Source organism: Rhodoferax sp. GT1R46 (assembly GCF_056521285.1).
Window position 1 is genome coordinate 141,419 of record NZ_JBWMBC010000009.1, and the last position, 21,762, is coordinate 163,180.

The 21,762-nt window shown below is 58.5% G+C and carries 19 protein-coding genes and 3 tRNA genes; 18 read left to right on the forward strand and 4 right to left on the reverse strand.

Features of this window, described 5'->3' with window-relative positions; translation table 11 throughout:
* The first annotated feature begins 3 nt into the window (after positions 1–3).
* The 11 genes from AC097W_RS17980 (at position 4) to AC097W_RS18030 (ending at position 9,093) form a co-directional block, all read left to right on the forward strand.
* On the forward strand, positions 4–1,023 hold the full coding sequence (locus tag AC097W_RS17980; protein ID WP_479604006.1) for an alpha/beta hydrolase: 1,020 nt from the start codon (positions 4–6) through the stop codon (positions 1,021–1,023).
* 4 nt (positions 1,024–1,027) lie between these two features.
* Positions 1,028–1,963, forward strand: coding sequence for a prolyl aminopeptidase (gene pip / locus AC097W_RS17985; RefSeq protein WP_479604047.1), 936 nt, complete (start codon positions 1,028–1,030; stop codon positions 1,961–1,963).
* A 65-nt stretch (positions 1,964–2,028) separates the two neighbouring features.
* Positions 2,029–3,339, forward strand: coding sequence for a bifunctional tetrahydrofolate synthase/dihydrofolate synthase (gene folC, locus AC097W_RS17990; RefSeq protein ID WP_479604007.1), 1,311 nt, complete (start codon positions 2,029–2,031; stop codon positions 3,337–3,339).
* Positions 3,340–3,352: 13 nt separating this feature from the next.
* Positions 3,353–4,030: an SPOR domain-containing protein gene (locus tag AC097W_RS17995; RefSeq protein WP_479604008.1), complete on the forward strand. Its 678-nt coding sequence runs from the start codon at positions 3,353–3,355 to the stop codon at positions 4,028–4,030.
* Between the two features lie 15 nt (positions 4,031–4,045).
* A complete protein-coding gene (locus AC097W_RS18000) occupies positions 4,046–4,531 on the forward strand; it encodes a CvpA family protein (protein WP_479604009.1) in 486 nt (161 codons plus the stop codon).
* A gap of 14 nt (positions 4,532–4,545) precedes the next feature.
* Positions 4,546–6,045: an amidophosphoribosyltransferase gene (purF, locus tag AC097W_RS18005; protein WP_479604010.1), complete on the forward strand. Its 1,500-nt coding sequence runs from the start codon at positions 4,546–4,548 to the stop codon at positions 6,043–6,045.
* A gap of 28 nt (positions 6,046–6,073) precedes the next feature.
* Positions 6,074–7,300: an O-succinylhomoserine sulfhydrylase gene (locus tag AC097W_RS18010; protein WP_479604011.1), complete on the forward strand. Its 1,227-nt coding sequence runs from the start codon at positions 6,074–6,076 to the stop codon at positions 7,298–7,300.
* Positions 7,297–8,700: a glutamate--tRNA ligase gene (gltX, locus tag AC097W_RS18015; RefSeq protein ID WP_479604012.1), complete on the forward strand. Its 1,404-nt coding sequence runs from the start codon at positions 7,297–7,299 to the stop codon at positions 8,698–8,700. Before AC097W_RS18010 ends, gltX begins: the two co-directional genes overlap by 4 nt.
* Positions 8,701–8,764: 64 nt before the next feature.
* A tRNA-Ala gene (locus AC097W_RS18020) sits at positions 8,765–8,840 on the forward strand.
* Positions 8,841–8,872: 32 nt separating this feature from the next.
* Positions 8,873–8,948: transfer RNA gene (locus AC097W_RS18025), tRNA-Glu, on the forward strand.
* Positions 8,949–9,016: 68 nt separating this feature from the next.
* Positions 9,017–9,093: transfer RNA gene (locus tag AC097W_RS18030), tRNA-Asp, on the forward strand.
* 139 nt (positions 9,094–9,232) lie between these two features.
* On the opposite strand, the gene AC097W_RS18035 is transcribed toward AC097W_RS18030, so the two are convergent.
* Both AC097W_RS18035 and AC097W_RS18040 read right to left on the reverse strand, forming a co-directional pair.
* The gene (locus AC097W_RS18035; RefSeq protein ID WP_479604013.1) at positions 9,233–10,480 is read right to left on the reverse strand and encodes a methyltransferase; all 1,248 of its coding nucleotides are present in this window, start codon (positions 10,478–10,480) and stop codon (positions 9,233–9,235) included.
* 54 nt (positions 10,481–10,534) lie between these two features.
* Positions 10,535–12,655 carry an acetyl-CoA hydrolase/transferase C-terminal domain-containing protein gene (locus AC097W_RS18040; RefSeq protein WP_479604014.1) on the reverse strand — a complete coding sequence of 707 codons (2,121 nt, stop codon included), beginning with the start codon at positions 12,653–12,655 and terminating at the stop codon, positions 10,535–10,537.
* A gap of 203 nt (positions 12,656–12,858) precedes the next feature.
* On the opposite strand from AC097W_RS18040, the gene AC097W_RS18045 reads away from it, so the two are divergent.
* The 6 genes from AC097W_RS18045 (at position 12,859) to AC097W_RS18070 (ending at position 18,847) form a co-directional block, all read left to right on the forward strand.
* A complete protein-coding gene (locus tag AC097W_RS18045) occupies positions 12,859–14,127 on the forward strand; it encodes a replication-associated recombination protein A (protein ID WP_479604015.1) in 1,269 nt (422 codons plus the stop codon).
* Between the two features lie 234 nt (positions 14,128–14,361).
* Positions 14,362–15,291, forward strand: coding sequence for a branched-chain amino acid ABC transporter permease (locus tag AC097W_RS18050; protein ID WP_479604016.1), 930 nt, complete (start codon positions 14,362–14,364; stop codon positions 15,289–15,291).
* 13 nt (positions 15,292–15,304) lie between these two features.
* Complete coding sequence (locus tag AC097W_RS18055) at positions 15,305–16,390, forward strand: ABC transporter permease subunit (protein WP_479604017.1); 1,086 nt, start codon at positions 15,305–15,307, stop codon at positions 16,388–16,390.
* An 11-nt stretch (positions 16,391–16,401) separates the two neighbouring features.
* Entirely contained in the window at positions 16,402–17,172 is a 771-nt protein-coding gene (locus AC097W_RS18060; RefSeq protein ID WP_479604018.1) for an ABC transporter ATP-binding protein, read from the forward strand.
* 15 nt (positions 17,173–17,187) lie between these two features.
* Positions 17,188–17,907 (forward strand): ABC transporter ATP-binding protein, encoded by a 720-nt coding sequence (locus tag AC097W_RS18065; protein ID WP_479604019.1) that lies wholly within the window; start codon positions 17,188–17,190, stop codon positions 17,905–17,907.
* Positions 17,908–17,926: 19 nt separating this feature from the next.
* Positions 17,927–18,847 (forward strand): DMT family transporter, encoded by a 921-nt coding sequence (locus tag AC097W_RS18070; protein ID WP_479604020.1) that lies wholly within the window; start codon positions 17,927–17,929, stop codon positions 18,845–18,847.
* 111 nt (positions 18,848–18,958) lie between these two features.
* Here AC097W_RS18070 and AC097W_RS18075 read toward each other — a convergent pair whose 3' ends face one another.
* Positions 18,959–20,011 carry a CDP-6-deoxy-delta-3,4-glucoseen reductase gene (locus AC097W_RS18075; RefSeq protein ID WP_479604021.1) on the reverse strand — a complete coding sequence of 351 codons (1,053 nt, stop codon included), beginning with the start codon at positions 20,009–20,011 and terminating at the stop codon, positions 18,959–18,961.
* Positions 20,012–20,056: 45 nt separating this feature from the next.
* On the opposite strand from AC097W_RS18075, the gene AC097W_RS18080 reads away from it, so the two are divergent.
* Complete coding sequence (locus AC097W_RS18080) at positions 20,057–20,974, forward strand: NAD-dependent epimerase/dehydratase family protein (RefSeq protein ID WP_479604022.1); 918 nt, start codon at positions 20,057–20,059, stop codon at positions 20,972–20,974.
* Here the strand turns inward: AC097W_RS18080 and AC097W_RS18085 are convergent.
* Positions 20,952–21,683, reverse strand: coding sequence for a phosphatase PAP2 family protein (locus tag AC097W_RS18085; RefSeq protein ID WP_479604023.1), 732 nt, complete (start codon positions 21,681–21,683; stop codon positions 20,952–20,954). The two genes, AC097W_RS18080 and AC097W_RS18085, sit on opposite strands and share 23 nt — an antisense overlap.
* Between the last annotated feature and the right edge of the window lie 79 nt (positions 21,684–21,762).

Here is a 21,762-nt window from a genome sequence, read left to right on the forward strand (position 1 = left end):
TACATGATGCTCCGCTGGCTGGACATGGTGACCAACCGTCAGTTGATGCGGCGTGTGGCCGTGGATGCGGGTATGCATGGGTTGGCCACCGTGGTCGACCTGTTGCCCAGCATGCGGCGTCGCCAGGCCACCTTTAGGCTGATCGAAGATATCCCATACGCGCACCACGCGGGCGAAACCCTGTGCCTGGATGTTCTGCAGCCCAAGGGTCCGGGGCCCCACCCGGTGCTGATCTACTTCCACGGCGGCGGGTTTGCCATCGGCTCCAAGCGCACGCACCGTGCGTTGGCTGCTGCCTATGCTTCCCAAGGTTATCTGGTGTGCAATGTGGACTACCGGCTGGCGCCCAAACATCCATTCCCCGCCGCACTGGAGGATGCCTGCGCTGCCTGGCTGTGGGCCGCCGATCATGTCGCGCACTATGGCGGCGATCCGCACTGCATGACCCTGGCGGGGGAGTCTGCCGGTGCCAATCTGGCTTTGTCGGTCACGCTGGCGTGCTGCACCGCCAGACCAGAGCCCTATACCAAACCGCTTTTCATCCGTGGCTTGCGCCCGGTTGCGGCCTTGCTGTACTGTGGCTTTCTGCAAACCAGTCATCCCGAGCGGTATCGTCGCGCCGGGGTATCGGCGCTGGCCGCGCGCATTGCTACCGATGCGGCGGGGTCTTATCTGGGCAGTGCCGCCGGCCAGCCGCGCCCGCAGCACGCGCTGGCTGACCCCTTGTGCGTGCTGGAAGCCATGGCGAGCGCGCCCGATTTGCCGCCCCTTTTTATCGCCGCGGGGCTGGCAGATCCGGTGGCTGCCGACTCGCAGCGGCTGGAGCAGGTTCTCCTGCGACTGCAGTTGCCCCACACGGCGCGTTACTACCCCGGCGAAACCCACGCCTTCCACGTGATGTTTTGGCGCGAGCAAGCGCTCGTGTGCTGGCGTGACAGCTTTGAATTCTTGCGTCGGCAGGCGCATCCCCACCTTATTCATCAACCCATCCATCGTGAAAGTGAACCCCATGCGCCAGGATGAAGCCATGCTGTACCCGCCAATCGAACCGTTTCAGAGCGGCATGCTCGATACGGGTGAAGGCTATTCCATTTACTGGGAGCTGTGTGGCAACCCGCAGGGCAAGCCGGCGGTCTTTTTGCACGGTGGCCCGGGTGCAGGTTGTTCAACCGACCACCGCCGCCTGTTCGACCCCGAGCGCTACTGCGTCCTGCTGTTTGACCAGCGAGGCTGTGGCCGTTCGCTCCCACATGCCTCCCTGGAGAACAACACCACCTGGCATCTGGTGGCCGATATCGAGCGCCTGAGGGTGATGCTGGGGGTTGAGCGTTGGCTGGTGTTTGGCGGCTCCTGGGGTAGCTCGCTGGCGCTTGCCTATGCGCAAACCCATGCGCCGCAGGCATCGGAGTTGGTGGTGCGGGGCATCTTCACGCTGCGGCGCGCCGAGCTGCTTTGGTACTACCAGGAAGGGGCTTCCTGGCTGTTTCCGGACTTGTGGGACGCCTATCTGGCCCCTATTCCGCTGGCCGAGCGTGGAGACCTGATGGCGGCCTATCGCAAACGCCTGGTGGGCACTGACCCTGTGGAGCAATTGGCTGCAGCCAGGGCCTGGAGCCTGTGGGAGGGGCAAACCATCACGCTGCTGCCGGATGCGGCGTCCAAAGCCAAGCACGAGCGCGATGACTATGCCCTGGCATTTGCGCGCATCGAAAACCATTATTTTGTTCACGGAGGCTGGCTCGACGAGGGGCAGTTGATCCGCGACGCGGGCAAATTGGCGGGTATTCCCGGTGTGATTGTGCAGGGCCGCTACGACATGGCGTGCCCTCCCAAAACGGCATGGGACCTGCACCGCGCCTGGCCCGACGCGGATTTTTACCTGATTGCCGATGCCGGCCACGCTTTCAACGAGCCCGGAATTCTGGCGCAACTGCTAGCAGCAACCGACCGCTTCGCAGCCTGACCCCCAGGCTCAAATAGCGGTGTTGCCGGCAAGGCCGGGTGCCGTGCGCGACAATTGCAGGCTCTATGGAACAACTCAACACCCTTGACGCGTGGCTGGCCCATTGCGAGCGCCTGCACCCCACCACCATTGACATGGGCCTGGAACGGGTACGCACCGTGGCCGAGCGCATGCAAATTCGCTTTGACTGCCCGGTCATCACCGTGGCGGGCACCAACGGCAAGGGCTCCACCTGCGCCATGCTGGAATCCATCTTGCTGCAGGCGGGCTACCGCACCGGGGTCTACACATCGCCCCATCTGGTGCGCTTTGAAGAGCGCCTGCGTTTGGTCGGCGAGCCGGTGGATGCTACACATTTGATAGCTGGCTTCGCAGCGGTGGAGAGGGCTAGAGTGCTCAATGGCTCTGAAATCTCGCTAACTTACTTTGAATTTTCCACTTTGGCCATTCTGGATGTCATGGCGCGCAGCGGCCTGGATGTGGTGGTTCTGGAGGTGGGGCTGGGCGGGCGGCTGGATGCCACCAACATCATTGACCCCGATTGCGCAGTGATTACCAGCATCGACCTGGACCACATGGAGTTTTTGGGTCCGGATCGCGAAAGCATCGGTCGGGAGAAGGCCGGAATCATGCGCACCGGCCGCCCGGTCATCGTGAGCGACCCCATGCCGCCGCAAAGCGTGCTGGACCATGCGCTGGAAGTGGGCGCTGACCTGTGGCGCAATGGACATGACTTCAACGTGTCGGGCGACAAGCAGCAGTGGGGTTGGGCAGGGCGCGGGCGGCGCTACAGTGGTTTGGCCTATCCGGCACTGCGCGGCGCCAACCAGTTGGTCAACGCAGCCGGTGTGCTGGCCGCGCTGGCCGCACTGCGCGAGCGTCTGCCCGTCACGGCGCAAGCCGTTCGCAATGGCATGGCTTTTGTCGAGCTACCGGGGCGGTTCCAGATCATCCCGGGTCAACCCACACTGGTTCTGGATGTGGCGCACAACCCCCATTCGGTGGCAGCGCTGGCGGCCAATCTGGACGCCATGGGGTACTTCCCCACCACGCACGCCGTGTTTGGCGTCATGGCCGACAAAGACCTGGCGCCCATGCTGGAGCGCGTCAATCCCTTGATTGACCGCTGGTATTTCACGGATTTGCCCACCGCGCGCGCGGCCAAAGGCAGCGCCTTGCAGGCGCGGTGGCAGTCGCAAAACACGCGCAAGGACGCCAGTGGTGCAGCCTTTGCCGACCCCATGCAGGCCCTCCAGGCGGCCATTGCTGCGGCGGACCCCGCTGATAGAATCGTGGTCTTTGGATCGTTCTATACCGTGGGTGGCGTACTGCAACAAGGCATACCCCGGCTGCATGCCAAACATCTGAACTCCTGAGTCAACCCCATTCATGGCTTTTTTCAAATTTCGCAAAGGTGGCGACGACCATGCCACCACCCCGCCACCCCCGGCGCCCGAGAGCATTGAGGCCATGCGCAAACGCGCCAGACACCGCCTGATTGGTGCGGCGGTTTTGGTGCTGCTGGGCGTCATCGGATTTCCGATGCTGTTTGACAGCCAGCCACGACCCATTGCGGTCGATATTCCCATCGAAATTCCAGACAAGAACAAGGTCAAGCCCCTGGGCAACGTGGCCGTGGCACCACCCAGCAAGCAGGTCAGCGGCATGATTGATGAAGGATCGGCGCCCAAGCCCGCTGCATCGATTCCCGCTATACCAGCGCCCGCGGTGGTGGCCCCTGCGGCGGTGCCGGTGGTTGCACAAGCGCCCGTTCCCAAGCCGGTCGCCAAAGCGCCGGAAACCAAACTTGCCGAGGCCAAACCTGCTGCCGCAGCGGCCGGCCGGTTCGTGGTGCAGGTGGGAGCGTTTGCAGAGCTTGCCAAGGCGCACGAAGCGCGCGTCAAGCTGGAAAAAGCGGGCCTGAAGACCTATACGCAGGTCGTGGAGGCCAAAGAGGGCAAGCGCATTCGCGTGCGCGTAGGACCGTTTGAGACCAAGGCCGATGCCGACAAGGCCGCCCAAAAGATCAAGAAACTGGATCTGCCAGCGGCCATTCTGGAACTGTAAGAGTAGCCCGCACCCATGCAAGCGCTGGACTGGATTTTTTTGGCGGTACTTGTGTTCTCCCTGGCCGTGGGCGCCTGGCGTGGGCTGGTGTTTGAAGTGCTGTCGGTATTGAGCTGGATTGCAGCCTTTGTGCTGGCACAGTGGTTTGCGCCAGCCGTGGCGCGGTGGTTGCCGATGTCCGGTGCGGCAGAGGCGATGCGGTACGCAGCCGGGTTTGTGCTGGTTTTTGTCGCCGCCATCTTCCTGGGTGGCCTGGTGGCTTTTGTGATCAAGAAACTGGTGACGGCGGTGGGCCTGCGTCCCGCAGACCGCCTGTTGGGCGCGGCATTTGGCGTGGTGCGCGGTGTTATTTTGTTGTTGGCGTTGACCGTGGTGGTGGGCATGACACCTCTGCACACGGCCGACTGGTGGCAGGATGCCACGGGCCCACGCGTCGCCACCGTGGCGCTGCAGGGCCTTAAGCCTGTATTGCCACAAGAGTTTGGAAAGTATCTACCCTGAATGAGTAAAAATATATGTGCGGAATAGTTGGTGTCGTTAGCAATGAGCCTGTCAACCAGCTGATTTATGACGCGCTGCTGCTGCTGCAGCATCGCGGTCAGGATGCCGCCGGTATCGTGACCCAGCAAGAGCGCAAGTTCTTCATGCACAAGGCCAAGGGCATGGTGCGCGATGTGTTTCGCACCCGCAATATGCGTTCGCTCCCGGGCAACTGCGGCCTGGGGCAGGTGCGTTACCCGACGGCAGGCAATGCCTACAGCGAAGAAGAGGCGCAGCCGTTCTATGTGAATGCACCCTTTGGCATCGTGCTGGTGCACAACGGCAACCTGACCAATGCGCATGCATTGAAAGCCGAGCTGTTCAGTACCGATCATCGCCACATCAATACCGAGAGCGACTCTGAAGTCTTGCTCAATGTGCTGGCACACGAAATTGAAAAAACCACGCGCGGCTTGCCTTTGCAGGCTGCTGATTTGTTCGCGGCCGTGCGCAATGTGCACCGCCGGGTCAAAGGTTCGTACGCCGTAATTGCGCTGATCGCCGGGCATGGTGTGCTGGCGTTTCGGGATCCGTTTGGCATTCGTCCCTTGTGCATGGGACGCAACAATGACAGCACAGTGATCGCCAGCGAGTCGGTGGCGCTGGAGGGAATTGGTTACCAGTTCGAACGCAATGTGGATCCGGGTGAAGCGGTTTTCATTGACCTGGAGGGGAAGGTGCATGCGCAGCAATGTGCCGATAACCCGCAGTTGAACCCCTGCATATTTGAATTCGTCTATTTGGCTCGGCCTGACTCGGTGATGGACAACATCTCGGTCTACCAGGCCCGTCTGAATCTGGGTGAATCATTGGCCAAGCGCGTTATCTCAACGGTGCCGCCCAGCCAGATTGACGTGGTGATTCCGATCCCCGAGTCCAGCCGACCCAGCGCGGCGCAGCTGGCGCATTTGCTCGGCTTGCCTTACCGCGAAGGGTTTGTAAAAAATCGCTATGTGGGCCGCACCTTCATCATGCCGGGCCAGTCGGTGCGCAAGAAATCAGTGCGTCAGAAGCTCAATGCAATTGCCAGTGAGTTCAAGGGTCGCAATGTGCTCCTGGTGGACGACTCGATTGTGCGTGGCACGACCTCTAAAGAGATTGTGCAGATGGCACGTGACGCTGGCGCCAACAAGGTGTACCTGGCCAGCGCTGCGCCGCCCGTGCGCTATCCCAATGTGTATGGCATTGACATGCCCACCAGCAGCGAGCTGGTAGCGCACAACCGCACCGTGGAAGAAATTCGCCAGATCATTGGCTGTGATGCGCTGATTTATCAGGACGTGGAAGGCATGAAGAAAGCCATTGGCTCCCTGAATTCCAGCATCAAGGGTTTCGATGCATCGTGCTTTGACGGTGTGTACGTGACGGGTGACATTACCTCCGACGACATTGCACGCCTGGGCGAGAGCCGGGTTGGCGGCGAAGAGGGCCTGGAAGATAACTCCCGACTGGCGCTGCCCAATCCTGAAAACTGAAGCCTGCCGCCGATCCTTTTGACTGACCATGACACAGAAAAAACTGCCTGACAACCTGCATCTGGACACGCTGGCTGTGCGTGTTGCCATTGATAAAAGCCAGTACGGCGAAAACTCCGAGGCGCTGTACCTGACCAGCAGCTTTGTGCAGCCTGATGCTGCCACTGCGGCACGCCGCTTTGCGATGGAAGAAGAGGGCTACACCTACACGCGCGTGGGCAACCCGACGGTCACCAGCATGGAGATGCGGCTGGCCGCACTCGAAGGTACCGAGGCCGCTATTGCCACGTCGAGCGGCATGGCGGCGATTTTGTTGCTGGGCATGGGGCTGTTGAAAAGTGGCGACCACGTGGTGTGCTCGCAGTCGGTATTTGGTTCCACCATCCGCCTGTTTGCGGGCGAGTTTGCCAAGTTTGGCATCAGCACCACCTTTGTCTCCCAAACCGATGTGCAGGAGTGGAGGACCGCAATACGTCCCACCACCAAGTTGTTGTTTGCCGAAACGCCCACGAATCCGCTTACGGACATTTGCGACATTCAGGCGCTGGCCGATCTGGCGCACAACGCGGGTGCGTTGCTGGCCGTCGACAACTGCTTTTGCAGCCCGGCCTTGCAGCAGCCCAAGCGGTTTGGCGCAGATTTCATCATTCATTCGGGCACCAAGTACCTGGACGGTCAGGGACGCGTGATGGCAGGCGCCATTTGCTGTGATCAGCGCTATGTGGATGCATTGTTTTTGCCGGTGACCCGCACGGCGGGCATGGTGCTGGCGCCCTTTAACGCGTGGGTAGTGCTCAAGGGCATGGAGACGCTGGGCATCCGCATGCAGGCCCAGTCGGAGCGTGCCCTGGCGGTGGCGCAGTGGCTGCAGACCCATCCACAGGTCAAGCAGGTGTACTACCCCGGCCTGTCCAGCCACCCGCAACATGCACTGGCTATGCGCCAGCAGGCGGCCAGCGGCAAGGGGCTGGGGGGCGCGGTGTTGTCGTTCGATGTGTTTGGGGACAGCCCTGAAACATTGCGTCGCAATGCCTTTGCTGCCATTGACGCGGTACGGGTCTGCTCTATTACCACCAACCTCGGTGATACCAAAACCACGATCAGTCATCCTGCCAGCACCTCGCATGGCCGATTGACTGAAGTGCAGCGGCAGGCCGCGGGCATCGGTCAGGGACTGATTCGCGTGGCCGTTGGCCTTGAAAACATGGAAGACCTGAAAGCCGATCTGGCCCTGGGTCTGGACACCTTGTCATGAATAAAAAAATCCGTACCCGCATCGCCCCTTCTCCCACTGGATTTTTGCACCTCGGCACTGCCCGTACTGCGCTGTATTCGTGGGCTTACGCACGCCACTTTGGCGGGGAGTTCGTGCTCCGCATTGAAGACACTGATGTGGCACGTTCCAATCAGGAATCGGTCGAGCAAATTCTGGAATCGATGCGCTGGCTGGGGCTGGAATACGACGAGGGCCCGATATACCAAATGCAGCGTTTGGCGCGCTACAAAGAGGTGGCAGACCGCATGGTGCTTGAGGGCAAGGCCTACCATTGCTACAGCACCCCTGAAGAGCTGGAAGCCACGCGCGAAGCCAAGCGGGCACGCGGGGAAAAAACCCTCTACGACGGCCGCTGGCGTCCGGCGCCAGGCAAAGTATTGCCGCCGGTTCCTGTCGGTGTGCTGCCGGTAGTGCGCTTCTGCAATCCTGTGGATGGCGATGTCACCTGGAACGATCTGGTCAAAGGCCCCATCACGATCAGCAATCGCGAGATTGATGACCTGATCATTGTTCGCACCGACGGGGTGCCCACCTACAACTTTGCCGTGGTGGTGGACGACTGGGACATGCAGATCAGCCATGTGTTCCGGGGGGATGAGCACATCAACAATTCGCCGTGGCAAATCAATATCTTCAACGCACTGGGTGCACCGCTGCCGGAATTTGGGCATTGCCCGGTGATTCTGGGTGACGACGGTCAAAAGCTCTCCAAACGCCGGGGGGCCGTGAGTGTCACCGCCTACGAAGAAGACGGGTATTTGCCCGAAGCCATGTTGAACTACCTGGCCCGACTGGGCTGGAGTCATGGCGACGAGGAGTTGTTCAGCCGCGAGCAGTTGATTGACTGGTTTGACGGCACCCATCTGAACAAGAGCCCGGCCCAATGGGATCCGGTCAAGCTCCTCTGGGTCAATGCGCAGTACATCAAGCAGGCCGACAACGCGCGTCTGTCCGCTTTGGTGGCGCAACAATTGGTCAAACTGGGCGTCACGGTCGGACCGGAACTGATTGAGGTGCATCTGCCGCAGGTGTGCGCGCTTTTCAAGGATCGCTGCGACACCACCATTGCACTGGCCCTATGGGCTGCGAAGTTCTATAGCGACGTGGTTCCCAATGCAGCAGAGAAAACACAACACGTGACCGAAGCGGTGAGGCCTGCCCTCCAGATGCTGGCGGACAAGCTGGCAATCTGCCCATGGGACAAAGCCAGCATCGCCGCCGTGATCAAGGAAGTGCTGGCCGCTACCGGCCTGAAGATGCCACAACTGGCCATGCCCGTGCGCGTTTTGGTGCTGGGCACAGCCCAGACGCCAACGCTCGATTCGGTGCTGGAAATGTGCGGAAGAGAAAAAGTCATCGCAAGATTGTCCAAGGTGTGATTTTTGAGGCTATAATTTGAGGCTTGGAAATTGAGAATGCTGCTAGTAAGCTTTCTCCGGTTTAGGGGGTATAGCTCAGCTGGGAGAGCGCTTGCATGGCATGCAAGAGGTCAGCGGTTCGATCCCGCTTACCTCCACCAAAATTTCTGAGAACGGATTAGTCCAAGGTTTTGACCCCATCGTCTAGAGGCCTAGGACACTACCCTTTCACGGTAGGTACCGGGGTTCGAATCCCCGTGGGGCCACCAGATTCATCGAAAGATGACGCTGTACAAGTCGTCAACACTTGACTCGCAAGAGTGAACGTTGTCTACCAGGAGTGGTAGTTCAGTTGGTTAGAATACCGGCCTGTCACGCCGGGGGTCGCGGGTTCGAGTCCCGTCCGCTCCGCCAGTAATGGGAAGCCGTTGCAAATCCTAGGTTTGTGACGGCTTTTTCATTTCCGGCTCTCCATTTTCTGCCGGGCTGTTTTGTCCCGGCCAGCTGCCGGGACTTATCTCAATTTATGACGCTAGCCATTCAGCAATGCCGATCAGGCCTTTCTGGCTGAGGGGCTCTTAGCGGCGAGTCGCCAAAGGGAAGTCACCTCTGCAGCGCGTGCCTTGTGCAGCGGATCGGACACATCCTGCACTTTGGGATGGTGCGGCTTTGCGTCCATCCGTCCCACGACCTTCAAACCGGCTGCACTGAATTGCGCCAGCAGTTCAGCGCGAGAACGCAAGCCCAGGTGCTCTGCCAGATCGGACAGGATGAGCCAGCCTTCACCGCCCGGTGCAAGGTGTTCGGTCAGCCCTTTCAGGTAGCCCAGCAGCATCTGACTGCCTTCGTCGTACACCGCGTATTCAAGCGGTGAGCTGGGGCGCGCAGGGAGCCAAGGCGGGTTGCACACAATCAATGAAGCCAGTCCTTCAGGAAACAGGTTGGCCTGCACGACCTGAACAGTGGCGGATAACCCCAACCGTTCGAGGTTTTCGCGCGCACAGGCCAGCGCCCGCGGGTCCTGGTCAGTTGCTACGATATTGGAAATTCCGCGGCGGGCAAGTGCCGCAGAGAGCACCCCCGTGCCGGTACCGATGTCAAATGCCACCAAAGGTGGTGTGTCGGTTGTCGGAAGCGGCATCTTGCAAACCAGACCCACGTATTCGCCACGGATCGGAGAAAAAACGCCGTAGTGGGGAAAGATGCGATTGGTGGGCGGCGCGCCCAGTTCAGGAATTTCGATGCCTTTCTTTCGCCACTCATGGGCACTGATGAGGCCTAACAACTCCCGCAATGTTGCAACGGATGCATCACCGTCCAGACTGGCGGGCCCCCATGCCTCGGCACACGCCAGGCGCGCATCAGGCGCACGACGCAACGCGACGCCATAGTCTGCGTTGAAGGGGAGCAACAACATGCCCAGTACCCGCGCACGCTGAGCTTGCGCTTGACGGTGCTGATGAAAGGCCACAGCGGGGTCTGCCGCTGCAGCGGCTTCTTTGGCGGAATGCTTGCGCAGCGTGCGCTTGGCGGGTTGATCCAGGCGCCGCGCTATGGCTTGCAGTAATTGGCGTGCATTTTGAAAATCACCCCGCCACAGCAAGGCGGTGCCTTCGCAGGCCAAGCGGTAGGCAGCATCCGCAGTAATGGTGTCATCCGCAAGAACAACGCGCTTCGGCGACGGTGCACCGCGCTCCGAACGCCATTTGGCGGAACAGGCCAAGCCCTTTTCGGTCCAGTGAATGGTGTCATTCGCGCTGGCGATATCGGTTGGGGAGGAAGTGCTGGAGGAATCGGGCATTAGGACGAATTAGAAAGTTGGTGCACCCTAGTTTTAACAGATGGCGAGTGCGGCCTACAGATTGCCCGCCAGCAGTCGTCTGATCACTGTGTCCTTGAAGCTGTGGGCATCGGACAATCCCAGGCGTTGTTGAAAGGCCGAAGGCATATCCTTGCCCTCCCAAAAGCTCTTGAGTGCGAGCGACAGCATTTCCACGGGATGCTCGCTGGCGTGCTTTAGCTTCTTGAGCGCGTTCACGATGTGCAACTCTTCGTCTGTGAGGTCCGTGCCGAACGGATAGTCCGGCAACAGACCTGCTTCGGCCCACGGGTGGAGTTTTTCTGCCAGCATATGCGGCAGATTGTGGCGGTAGCGCTCGGGCACTTCGTAGTGCGCATCGAGTTTTCCGTGCGCTTTGGCTTGCTTGACCAGTTCGTCCTGAAAACGGGAGTCGGCAATGGCGATCAGACGTTTGACGACCTCGCCATCCGGTTGTCCCCGTAATTCGGCCACGCCGTATTCCGTAATGACGATGTCGCGCAGGTGGCGCGGTATCGTCACATGACCATAGTTCCACACGATGCTGCTGTTCAGTCCGGACTTGTTGTCATGGGTCGCCCGTAGCATCATGATGAGTCGTGCGTCAGGCAACGCATGGGCCATAGCCACGAAGTTGTACTGCCCTCCCACGCCACTGACGACCTGGCCGGACTCCAATGCGTCACTGGCAGCGGCTCCCAGCAGGGTGACGATCATGGTGGTGTTCATGAACCGCGCGTCGCGTCGCTGTGCTCGCTTCAGGTCTTCCTGTCCGTAGAGCTGGTTGATGAAATCGATGCGCGTCATGTCAATCTTGGCCAGCTCCTGCGGGGGCATGGTGCGCAGCCGTTCGTAGAAATCACGCGGCCCAAGAAAAAAACCACCGGTCATGAAAATGCCACCCAGCAGTCGCGACCCGAGCATATGCTGGGAGACGCAGGCAAAAGATTCTTCGTTACTCAGATCAGCGCTGCAACGCTGATCACCCATCGCCAACTGATTGCCATCCAGCGCCACAGACGCGCGCAACACGCCAAAGCGCTGCAAAAAGGAGAGGTCCTCACTGTCAATCGGTAAGCGCACACGCCGTGCATCAATCAACGCGCGCAGAGTTTGAGGCGTGACGGTTTCATCCGCGATGGCGCCCTGGTTGAGCAGTTGTTGTAACACGGCATCTTTGAACACCTCACGGCGAATAATGCCGGCCTCGATCAGCTTGAGGAAGCCGTTGACGAACATTTCCGAGCAGCCATAGAGGCCTTTGTCAAAGCGCCCCAGATCACGTCCGGCCAGACCATCGGGACACAGAGACTCCAGGATCCTCTGGTATTCCATACTGTGCCGATCCCGCACGATCAGTGCCTGGCCAATGGCGTCTCCAAGTGAACCGATGCCGATTTGCAAGGTGCCGCCATCGGCGACCAGGCTGGACGCGTGCAAGCCGATGGCATAGTCCGCCAGTCCGACCTTGTTGTTGGGTGGAGAAAACATGGTGTGCGTACCCGCCGGGTCTGTGACCACCACGTCAAAAAAATCGGCTTCCACTTCAGCGGTGTTGGGCATGAATGGCATTTTTTGGTTGATAACGCCTATGGCAATGATTTTTTTGCCGCTAGCGCGAAACTTCTCCATGACTTCCAGCACAACGTCCGGGTTGCTCGACAGGCTCAGGTGCAATCCATTCTCGTCTTGCCGTGATGCAACGGCTTGGGCCATCACATTCATTCCTTGTACCCCCATGTCGCGGGCGATATGGGTGTAATTGCTGGACATATAGTTCTGCTGCGCCACCACATTACCCAAGTAGTCGCCAGTTTTCATGAATACTTCGACCACCTCAATGTTGGGCGGCAAGCCGGCGCCGCGTGAGTCCTTGACGTATTCGAGGTCCGGATAGTCGGCAAATACCCGCTCGACCAGTGGTCCCAGGAAATGCTGTTCCAGCGCACTCTTTCCAACGGGCCGCTCAAGAGAGAGGGCCGTGATGATTTTGAGGTGCCGAGCCGGGTTGGCCTTGATGCGGTGGTACAGCGCGTTGACAAATGGATTGGGTTTTCCCACACCCAGCGGGATACCGAGCACGATATCGCCAAGTGTCGTGTCCAATACGTAGTCTACGCAAGCGTCGATCGAATCCATCATGAGAGGGGTTGTCATAAGTCTCCTTTTTTTTGGCCCTGGTGGTCTTTGGCCGCAACTCTAGGTTCGTTCGGAAATAAGACCTTGCTGTAGATCAATTTACTGCCAAGTCCTTCAGCAACAGGCTGCCGGGTTGGTGCCGAAGTAGTGGTGTGGGTGGCCTGTCTTAAACTACGTGCTCACTCTTCTTCGCACCAACCTTGATTGCCGACCTTCCTCCCTTGCACCAACCTCTGGCCGAACGCCTGCGCCCACGGCGGCTGGGAGAGGTGATCGGTCAGCAGCATCTCTTGGGCGAGGGAATGGCGCTGCGGCTGGCGTTTGAATCGGGGCAGCCGCACAGTTGCATTTTGTGGGGGCCACCGGGTGTCGGCAAGACCACCATCGCGCGGCTCATGGCCGATGCTTTTGATGCGCAATTCATCACCATCAGCGCGGTGCTCGGCGGGGTCAAGGATATCCGTGAGGCGGTGGAGCAGGCTCAGATTGCACTGGGCCACGGCCGACGCACCATTGTGTTTGTCGACGAAGTGCACCGCTTCAACAAGAGCCAGCAAGATTCATTCTTGTCCCATGTGGAAAGTGGCTTGTTCACCTTTATCGGAGCCACTACCGAAAACCCGTCTTTTGAGGTCAATTCAGCTTTGCTTTCGCGGGCTGCGGTGTATGTTCTGCAGCCGCTGACAGAGGAAGATTTGAAACAAATTGTGGCTCGGGCCCTCGCCGATGCTGCGCTGCCAGCTATCGAAAGCATAGCAATAGATCGACTGGTGGCCTATGCGGATGGCGATGCACGGCGGCTCTTGAACACGTTGGAGACACTGGCCGTGGCAGCGCGTCAGGAGCGCCAGGAGCAGGTCACCGACACGTGGCTGCTCAAAGTGCTGGGTGAGCGCATGCGCCGCTACGATAAAGGGGGCGAGCAGTTTTTTGATTCCATCAGCGCGCTGCACAAGTCGGTGCGTGGCTCTGACCCGGATGCATCGTTGTATTGGTTTGTGCGCATGCTCGATGGGGGTGCAGACCCACGCTACATGGCACGCCGACTTATCCGTATGGCCAGTGAAGACATTGGCCTGGCTGACCCGCGAGCTCTGCGCCTGGCACTGGATGCGGCGGATGTGTATGAACGACTGGGTAGCCCCGAGGGGGAGCTTGCCTTGGCTGAATGCGTGGTTTATCTTGCCGTGGCACCCAAATCCAACGCGGTTTACAAAGCTTTCAATGAAGTCAAAGCGTTCGTGCGGAAAGATGGCACCCGCCCGGTACCCATGCACCTGCGCAATGCGCCCACGAAGCTCATGAAAGAGCTCGATTACGGCAAGGGTTACCGCTATGCGCATGACGAAGAGGGCGGTTTCGCTGCAGGGGAGCAGTATTTGCCAGACGGTATGCAAGAGGTCAGTTTCTACCGCCCGGTAGAGCGGGGGCTGGAGATTCGAATCGCCGAGAAATTGCGCAGCCTCAAAGCCCTTAATCTGAAGAAGTAAAGCGGCCGTGAGCAGCGATGTATGAATACCCCGCAAGGGTAAACCCCGCAGATTCAGCGCTCAAAATTCATTACAGCTTCGTTACAATCCTTCCCACTTGCCTGTCGCACCATCAATCATGGCGGGCTTTTTGCTTAAGAACAGGTACAGCCCAAAAGGCCGCACCGCTTCGTCATCAAATTGTCGATCCGCAGATTGCTGACTTACGCGCCGGCCACAAATCGGAGAAGTTATATGGATATTTTTTTGCAGCAGATCATCAATGGTCTGGTGTTGGGTAGCATGTACGCGCTGATTGCGCTCGGCTACACCATGGTGTACGGCATTATCAACCTGATCAATTTCGCCCATGGCGAAGTGATGATGGTTGGGGCCCTGACCAGTTGGACCATCATTGGTCTGATGCAGGAATCAATGCCCGGTACACCCGGGTACCTCATTTTGATCATCGCGCTGGTCATTGCCTGCATCGTGGCGGCATCACTCAATTTTGTCATTGAGAAGGTTGCCTACCGGCCCCTGCGCAATAGCCCCAAATTGGCACCCCTGATCACGGCCATCGGCATGTCGATCCTGTTGCAGACGCTGGCCATGATCATCTGGAAGCCCAACTACAAGTCGTATCCCACGCTCTTGCCCAGTACGCCTTTCAATATCGGCGGTGCGGTTATTACGCCGACCCAGGTGATGATTCTGGGCTTTACGGCGGTATCGCTGGCTGTCCTGATGTGGCTGGTCAACTACACCAAATTGGGGCGTGCCATGCGCGCAACAGCCGAAAACCCCCGTGTGGCAGGCCTGATGGGCGTTAAGCCGGACGTGGTAATTTCGGCTACGTTCATTATTGGTGCAGTTCTGGCCGCCATTGCGGGTGTGATGTATGCCTCCAACTACGGTACGGCGCAGCATGCCATGGGGTTCCTGCCGGGTCTGAAAGCCTTCACGGCTGCAGTGTTTGGGGGTATCGGCAATCTGGGCGGTGCTGTTGTCGGGGCCATTCTGCTGGGTCTCATTGAGTCTATCGGAGCGGGCTACATCGGCGAGCTCACTGGCGGAGTATTGGGTAGCCACTATTCCGACATTTTTGCTTTTATTGTTTTGATCATCGTGTTGACACTGCGTCCGTCGGGGCTGCTGGGTGAGCGCGTGGCCGACCGCGCTTGAGGAGCACTCTCACATGAAACAACAACAAAAAATCGTTGCGTTCCTGATTGCATCGGTGGGCCTGCTGATCCTGCCTCTGATCCTGCAACAGTTCGGGAATGCTTGGGTGCGTATTGCCGATATGGCTTTGCTCTATGTACTGCTGTCTCTGGGACTGAATATTGTCGTGGGCTACGCAGGTCTGCTGGACTTGGGTTACGTGGCTTTCTTTGCCATCGGAGCCTACATGTTCGGCCTGATGGCATCACCGCACCTGACGGATACCTTTCCCATGATTGCGGCCATGTTCCCTAATGGGATGCATACCCCTTTGTGGTTGGTTTTACCGCTGGCGGCCGGTCTGGCGGGGGTGTTCGGAATCTTGCTGGGAGCGCCCACCTTGCGGTTGCGCGGAGATTACCTGGCCATTGTGACGCTTGGGTTTGGCGAAATCATCCGGGTGTTCCTGAACAACCTGGACCATCCGGTCAACATCACCAATGGTCCCAAAGGGGTGAGTCAGATCGATTCGCTGCACTTTTTTGGACTGGATCTGGGAAAGAAGCTTTCCGTGGGCGGATTTGAACTGGCGTCGGTATCGCTTTACTACTATCTGTTTTTGATACTGGTGATTTTCAGCATCATTATTTGTCACCGGCTGGAACTCTCGCGCGTGGGTCGTGCCTGGATGGCCATTCGCGAGGACGAAATCGCTGCCAAGGCCATGGGTATCAACACGCGCAACCTGAAGCTTCTTGCATTCGGCATGGGTGCCACTTTTGGCGGTGTTTCCGGCGCAATGTTCGCGGCCTTTCAGGGATTCATTTCGCCGGAGTCCTTCAGTCTGATGGAGTCCGTCATGATTGTTGCCATGGTGGTGCTGGGTGGCGTGGGGCATTTGCCCGGCGTGATTTTGGGCGCCGTGTTGCTATCCGCATTGCCTGAGGTACTGCGCTACGTTGCTGGTCCGCTTCAGGCGATCACTGGTGGACGACTGGACGCTTCCATTCTTCGTCAGTTGTTGATTGCGCTGGCCATGATCAGCATCATGCTGATGCGTCCGCGTGGCCTGTGGCCCTCTCCCGAGCATGGTAAATCCTTGCAGAACGTGAAGAACTGAACGGAACCACCATGACAGACACAGTACTCAATGTTTCCGGCGTTTCCAAGCGTTTTGGTGGTCTTCAGGCCCTGAGCGATGTGGGTATCCATATCAAACGGGGTCAGGTCTACGGACTGATCGGGCCCAACGGCGCCGGGAAGACCACTTTCTTCAATGTGCTGACCGGCCTGTACACACCTGACAGCGGCACATTTGAATTGGCAGGAAAATCCTACCAACCAACCGCGGTACATGAAGTCGCCAAGGCGGGTATTGCGCGCACCTTTCAGAACATCCGGCTTTTTTCCGAGATGACCGCTCTGGAAAACGTGATGGTGGGGCGACATATCCGGACCCATTCCGGCTTGATCGGCGCTGTTTTCAGGACGGCCAGTTTCAAGGCCGAAGAAGCGGCTATCGCCAAGCGTGCGCAGGAGTTGCTGGACTACGTCGGCATTGGCAAATTTGCCGCCTACAAAGCCCGTACCCTGAGCTACGGTGACCAGCGCCGCCTGGAGATTGCCCGTGCATTGGCTACCGATCCGCAACTGATCGCGCTGGACGAACCTGCGGCCGGCATGAACGCCACAGAGAAAGTCATGTTGCGCGAGTTGATTGACCGTATCCGCAAGGACAATCGCACTATTTTGCTCATTGAGCACGACGTCAAGCTGGTTATGGGTCTGTGTGATCGCGTTACCGTCCTGGACTACGGTAAACAAATTGCGGAAGGCACGCCAGCGGACGTGCAGAAAAATGAAAAAGTGATTGAGGCTTACCTCGGCACCAGTGGCCACTAAGCGGCAAGGAAAAACATGACTACAAATACTTTGCTCAAAGTAACCGGTTTGAAGGTTTCCTATGGCGGGATTCAGGCGGTCAAGGGTGTGGATTTCGAGGTGCACGAGGGCGAACTGGTCTCGCTGATTGGCTCCAACGGGGCTGGCAAGACCACCACCATGAAAGCGATCACAGGCACACTGCCCATCAATGCGGGTGACATTGAGTACCTGGGCAAGAGCATTCGTGGGCAGGGCCCCTGGGATCTGGTCAAGCAGGGCTTGGCCATGGTGCCCGAAGGGCGGGGCGTTTTCACCCGCATGACTATTATCGAAAACCTGCAGATGGGCGCCTACATTCGCGACGACAAGGAAGGTATTGCGGCAGACATTGACAAGATGTTCGCGATTTTTCCGCGGCTCAAAGAGCGTCGCGACCAGTTGGCGGGCACCATGTCGGGCGGAGAGCAGCAAATGCTGGCAATGGGCCGTGCGCTGATGAGCCGTCCGAAGGTGCTGTTGCTCGATGAACCCTCAATGGGCTTGTCACCGATCATGGTAGACAAGATTTTCGAAGTGGTGCGTGATGTGTACGCGCAAGGTGTCACCGTGCTGCTGGTTGAGCAAAATGCCAGCCGTGCGCTGGCCATTGCCAATCGCGGTTATGTGATGGAGTCAGGCATCGTGACCATGTCGGGCGACGCTGCCCAGATGCTGACTGATCCAAGGGTTCGGGCCGCTTATCTGGGCGAATGATCAAGGCCTGGTTCAGGCCATGCCGGGTACCTTGGTCACACCACCCGGCAGGTCGTCTTATTTTGTGAATATCCACGTTCTCGCACTTCTATTCGTCACTCTGGTGTGGGGTGCGACGTTTCCGGTTCTCAAACTGGCGACTGCCCACTTGAGTGGCGTCGAGGTTTCGGCTCTGCGCTTTCTGATTGCCGCAGCTTGCATGGCACCACTGGCAATAAGGGCACCCCGGCGCACCTGGATGGAAGGCGGCGTTCTGGGTGCACTCGTGCTGGTTTCCTATGTCGCCCAGGCCTTTGGGCTTGAGTTCATTTCGTCCAATCGCAGCGCCTTTCTAACCAGCCTCAATGTTCTGATGGTTCCTTTGCTGGGGATCGTGTTTGGAACCCGCCCCACGATGATGGTATTGGGCGCGGCCGTATTGGCTTTGGTGGGGATCGGGTTGATGTCGTGGGACGGCGGTGCCCATTTGCTGGCAGACGTTGCAACCGTGTTCGGTGCGCTGGCCTACGCCCTGTATGTGATTTTGCTGTCAGCACGTTCACGACACCACATGCCGCGCCAGTTGGCCGCTACGCAGATTGTCTGGATGGCCGCACTGGGCGGACTCTGGATGTTGCTCGACGCCACAGGAACCGACAAGTTGCAGACACTGGCGTCTCGTGTGGACTTGGAAATGTTGGCCAGTCTGGTTTACTTGGGCGTCGTGGCCACGGCAGGTATGCTGTTCTTGCAGGCTATGGCGCAACGCCATGTGACGGCTGACAAGGCCGCCTTGATTTACGCGATGGAGCCCGTTTTTGCCGCAGTGTTTGCCTGGATGTGGTTGGCGGAAGTGCTGTCAATTCAGGCGGCCATCGGGGGTGCCATGGTGGTGCTTGCTGTCGTGCTCAGTGAGTGGAAGGCTGTGCCCCACGCTGAAAAAATGGATCACGCAACGTGACATGAACCACTATAGCCGGCGTGATCACAAGGGAGGACAAGCTGCACGAGGCGAGCATTCTCAAAGCCCTGCATGCCACGCGCAGGCAGGTCCGCTTTATTTCGAAGTCGATCAGCTTGCGTGCTTGTCTGCCTCTGACGTAAATGAGTCAGCGAAAAACTCTTCCTCGGGTAGATTTGCCAACGCACAAAAGTCCCGGCGAGCTGAGTCAACAACCACCGGCGCGCCGCAGGCATAAACCTGGTGGCCACTGAGGTCCGGAAAGTCCTCCAACACCGCAAGGTGGACAAATCCGGTCCGTCCGCCCCATTGGTCGTCGGGCGTTGGGTCGGAAACTACCGGCACGTAGTGCAGGTTGGGCATGCTTTCAAGCTGTGCCAAAACCCAATCATTCATATACAGATCTGCCGGCCGTCGGGCTCCCCAGTACAACGTGGCGGTTCGCGTAATTCCAGCAAATTGCATATGCTCAATCATGGCTTTGATCGGGGCGAACCCCGTGCCCGAAGCCAGCAGAATGATGGGCTTTGCAGTGTCTTCCCGAAGGAAGAAGGAGCCATAGGGGCCCTCAATGCGCAGAATTTCCTTCTCCTTCATGTCGCCGAAAACATGGTCCGTGAACTTTCCGCCAGGCATGTGGCGAATATGCAGTTCCAGCCCCGGCCCCAAGTGCGGTGCATTGGCCATGGAGTAGCTTCGCCGGGCGCCATCGCGAAGAATGAATTCCACATACTGTCCAGCGCGGTAGGCAAAGGCGTCGTTCGACGGCAATTGAAGCTGCATTGCCACCACATCGGCTGATTTCTTCGTCAGCGAACTCACGCGAGTCGGCATTTTTTTGATGGGCAACGCGCCTAATTCGGTTACCTGGCGTGACTCAAGAATCAGATCGGATTGTGGCACTGCACAACAGGTCAGCACGTAGCCATGGACCTCTTCCTCAGCACTAAGGGCCTTGCTCTGGTGCGCACCATGCACTACGGAACCGGAGAGCATCTTGCATTTGCAGGTGCCGCAAGCGCCGTCTTTGCAGCCATAAGGTAGGCCGATGCCCTGGCGGATGCCTGCAGCCAGAACAGCCTCACCCGTTTCGACATCAAAGACGCGTCCGCTGGGCTGAACCGTGACGCAATATTTAGAAGCGCTTGCTGCGTTTGCCATCATCTTGTGGGTATCCTTGGATCTCATTCTTTGAAATAAGCGTTGATTTTGCCTTCAAACCAAAACCCTCTCGGAGCCCTGCCTGCCCGCTTTCGGCGCGAACGCGTTCTTATCATCGGATGTGGCGATGTCGGACTGCGCGTGGCGGTCAGGATGCCAGGCCAGATTCGCAAGCTGGCGCTGACATCCAGTCCCGGGCGTATCGAAGAATTGCGTGCCAAAGGCGTGACCCCGCTTCCGGGTAACCTGGATGACTTCCAGAGCTTGCGGCGACTGGCGGGTATTGCCACCCGGGTCATCCATCTTGCTCCGCCACCTTCTGCGGGGTGGGCCGATTCACGAACCCTTGCTTTGGTGCGGGCACTGCGCCTGCGGACAAAGCCGGTCAGCGTGGTATACGGTTCTACGAGTGGCGTTTACGGCGACTGTGGCGGGCAGCACGTGAACGAATGCCGGTCGGTACACGCCGACACGCCGCGTGCCCGTCGGCGGGTAGACGCCGAAGGCCGAGTCCGGTTTTGGGGACGTGCTGCGCAGCTTCGGGTAAGCATCTTGCGCATTCCGGGAATTTATGCTCCGGACAGGGATGGGGGAACGCCTCGGGCCCGCCTGATGAAAGGTGTACCTGTTTTGCGCGCTCAAGACGATGTGTATACCAACCACATCCACGCCGACGATCTTGCGCGTGCTTGCTGCCGCACGTTATGGAAGGGCGGGCCGCAAAGGGTCTATAACGTGAATGATGACAGCGCAATGAAGATGGGCGACTATTTTGACCTTGCTGCAGATCTGTACGGCTTGCCGCGGCCTCCAAGAATAGCCAGAGAGGGTGCCGCTGACCAGCTACCTCTCATGCTGCTCAGTTTCATGAACGAGTCGCGCCGCATGGACAACACCCGAATGAAGCAGGAACTGGGTTTGCGTCTGCTTTACCCCACGGTTGCTACCGGCTTGCAGTCACGCTAGGCAACGCACCGTTGGCTTGGCTAGCGTAAATTCGCAGCAGTACCTTCCAGATTGCCCAACTGCAGAGCAGCGTGATGGGACTGGCCCAGAGCACATCGCTCAACCAGTGATCGCCGACCGACACCCGTGCAAACCCGATGACCAGCCCGGCGACGATCCCAGTGACACCCCATGCAACGCGGCGTCTCCGGTCGATCAGCATGAGCGAAGCGAAGAAGAAGCCGCACGCCACGTGACCACTGACAAAGGAGCAGTTGTTGTTGCATTGGTCGGTCATGACTGTGGCACGGGTGAATTTCTGAGTTCCACCAAAGTTGTCCACCTGGTAGGGGCGTGAACGTTGCCAGTTTTCCTTGAAGCCACTATTGACCAGCACGCCTGGGCCCAGCGCGCCGGCAAGCACCACAAATGCAAGTTGCAATCTCCATTGCTTTGCGTGCCGGCTGAAACTGGCAAATATCCAGCCAGCCAAGGCAGTCAATACCACCACACGAAAGGCGGCGGGTATGTACAAGTTGATCAGCTCCACCCAGAGCCAGGATCGCGTATCGATCGTCGCAGAATCCCCAATGAACAGCCCTGCTGTCTGCAAATCAATGGCTGTCCACGCCGTGGGAATGAGCGCCAATGCCAATGATATGCCGACGATCCACCAGAAAAGTCGAGGTGTTTCGGATGTTTTCGATAGATGAGTCTGGTTGGTATTCATCGGGAACGGTTGGTCAGCACGGCCCCTATTGTCGATGATTCCTGACCTGACATGGGTCGTTGCACTCCAAACGGGCACA

What these genes read in the sequence shown, in the direction of transcription:
- AC097W_RS17980 (WP_479604006.1), top strand. Translation starts at nt 4, where the DNA reads ATGATGCTCCGCTGGCTGGACATGGTGACCAACCGTCAGTTGATGCGG.
- pip (WP_479604047.1), top strand. Translation starts at nt 1,028, where the DNA reads ATGCTGTACCCGCCAATCGAACCGTTTCAGAGCGGCATGCTCGATACG.
- folC (WP_479604007.1), top strand. Translation starts at nt 2,029, where the DNA reads ATGGAACAACTCAACACCCTTGACGCGTGGCTGGCCCATTGCGAGCGC.
- AC097W_RS17995 (WP_479604008.1), top strand. Translation starts at nt 3,353, where the DNA reads ATGGCTTTTTTCAAATTTCGCAAAGGTGGCGACGACCATGCCACCACC.
- AC097W_RS18000 (WP_479604009.1), top strand. Translation starts at nt 4,046, where the DNA reads ATGCAAGCGCTGGACTGGATTTTTTTGGCGGTACTTGTGTTCTCCCTG.
- purF (WP_479604010.1), top strand. Translation starts at nt 4,546, where the DNA reads ATGTGCGGAATAGTTGGTGTCGTTAGCAATGAGCCTGTCAACCAGCTG.
- AC097W_RS18010 (WP_479604011.1), top strand. Translation starts at nt 6,074, where the DNA reads ATGACACAGAAAAAACTGCCTGACAACCTGCATCTGGACACGCTGGCT.
- gltX (WP_479604012.1), top strand. Translation starts at nt 7,297, where the DNA reads ATGAATAAAAAAATCCGTACCCGCATCGCCCCTTCTCCCACTGGATTT.
- AC097W_RS18035 (WP_479604013.1), bottom strand. Translation starts at nt 10,480, where the DNA reads ATGCCCGATTCCTCCAGCACTTCCTCCCCAACCGATATCGCCAGCGCG.
- AC097W_RS18040 (WP_479604014.1), bottom strand. Translation starts at nt 12,655, where the DNA reads ATGACAACCCCTCTCATGATGGATTCGATCGACGCTTGCGTAGACTAC.
- AC097W_RS18050 (WP_479604016.1), top strand. Translation starts at nt 14,362, where the DNA reads ATGGATATTTTTTTGCAGCAGATCATCAATGGTCTGGTGTTGGGTAGC.
- AC097W_RS18055 (WP_479604017.1), top strand. Translation starts at nt 15,305, where the DNA reads ATGAAACAACAACAAAAAATCGTTGCGTTCCTGATTGCATCGGTGGGC.
- AC097W_RS18060 (WP_479604018.1), top strand. Translation starts at nt 16,402, where the DNA reads ATGACAGACACAGTACTCAATGTTTCCGGCGTTTCCAAGCGTTTTGGT.
- AC097W_RS18065 (WP_479604019.1), top strand. Translation starts at nt 17,188, where the DNA reads ATGACTACAAATACTTTGCTCAAAGTAACCGGTTTGAAGGTTTCCTAT.
- AC097W_RS18070 (WP_479604020.1), top strand. Translation starts at nt 17,927, where the DNA reads ATGCCGGGTACCTTGGTCACACCACCCGGCAGGTCGTCTTATTTTGTG.
- AC097W_RS18075 (WP_479604021.1), bottom strand. Translation starts at nt 20,011, where the DNA reads ATGATGGCAAACGCAGCAAGCGCTTCTAAATATTGCGTCACGGTTCAG.
- AC097W_RS18085 (WP_479604023.1), bottom strand. Translation starts at nt 21,683, where the DNA reads ATGAATACCAACCAGACTCATCTATCGAAAACATCCGAAACACCTCGA.